2 protein-coding genes are annotated in these 1,113 nt (G+C 68.4%); both read left to right on the top strand.

The features are described 5' to 3' along the window. Positions 1 to 221, top strand: a 221-nt coding sequence (locus L2I40_RS23510; RefSeq protein WP_237217771.1) for a hypothetical protein, incomplete at its 5' end; no start/stop codon positions are given. 122 nt (positions 222 to 343) lie between these two features. Continuing rightward, positions 344 to 1,081, top strand: coding sequence for a response regulator transcription factor CtrA (gene ctrA, locus L2I40_RS23505; protein WP_237217770.1), 738 nt, complete (start codon positions 344 to 346; stop codon positions 1,079 to 1,081). The last annotated feature ends 32 nt before the right edge of the window (positions 1,082 to 1,113 follow it).

The raw sequence follows: 1,113 nt of genomic DNA, 5'->3' as shown, positions 1-1,113 counted from the left end.
GCGACGCCCCGAGGCCCGACGGCGACGATCTCGGCCGGCACCGCCTCGGCGCCGTGGCCGACCAGGAGCCGCTCGCCGAGTGCCGGCGCGGGCCGCAGCCCGACGACGTCGAACCGGTGGGCGGTCGCGACCTGCAGGCGCCCTTCGGCGATGGTCGGCGGGACGCGCGCGAGGAGCGCGCATGCCGTGGCGGCCCGATCAACCAGGGCGATCGTCTTTAAATTAGTGAATTTTCTTGAAATATCTCCAAGCTCCTTCCTCTGAACGTTTTTTTCGTGAACACGCCTTCCAATCGCCCCGTTCCGTGTTATCTCTGCACGCATGGGATGTGGAGATCGCCCAGATGCGTGTCCTTTTGGTTGAAGACGACACGATTGTGGCCCGCGGGATCAATCTCGCGCTCAAGGCTGCATCGATGATCGTGGATACATCCGATACGGGCGAGGAGAGCCTCGAGCTCGCCCGCCTCTACGACTACGACATCATCGTCCTCGACCTTATGCTCCCCGACATGGAGGGCTACGAGGTCGTCCGCCGGCTCCGCGCCGCGCGGGTCGAGACGCCGGTGCTCATCCTCTCCGGCGTCACCCGCCCCCAGGCCAAGGTGCGCGGCTTCGGCATGGGCGCCGACGACTACATCACCAAGCCCTTCGACCAGCAGGAACTGGTGGCCCGCATCCAGGCGATCGTCCGCCGCACCAAGGGCTTCTCCCAGCCCACCCTCTCGGTCGGGCCGCTCACCCTCAACCTCGGCTCCCGCGAGGTCAGCGTGGAGGGGCGCAACGTCCACCTCACCGGCAAGGAATACGCCGTGCTGGAGCTGCTGACGCTGCGCAAGGGCAACGTCCTGACCAAGGAAGCCTTCCTCAACCACCTCTACGGCGGCATGGACGAGCCGGAGGTGAAGATCATCGACGTCTTCATCTGCAAGCTCCGCAAGAAGCTCGCCCAGGCCGGCGCCGGGGAGCTGATCGGGACCGTCTGGGGCCGCGGCTACGTGCTCCGCGACCCAACCGGCGGCCGCCTCCCGCCCCCGCCGCCCGACCTCGCCGGCCACGCCCCCCGCGCCGCCCACGCCTGAGGCGCGAACCCGCCGGGCCCGGAACCCGCCGG

The organism is Falsiroseomonas oryziterrae (genome assembly GCF_021864505.1).
GTDB classification, from domain to species: domain Bacteria; phylum Pseudomonadota; class Alphaproteobacteria; order Acetobacterales; family Acetobacteraceae; genus Falsiroseomonas; species Falsiroseomonas oryziterrae.
This window is presented reverse-complemented; position numbering and strand designations above follow the sequence as displayed.

What these genes read in the sequence shown, in the direction of transcription:
- ctrA (WP_237217770.1), top strand. Translation starts at nt 344, where the DNA reads ATGCGTGTCCTTTTGGTTGAAGACGACACGATTGTGGCCCGCGGGATC.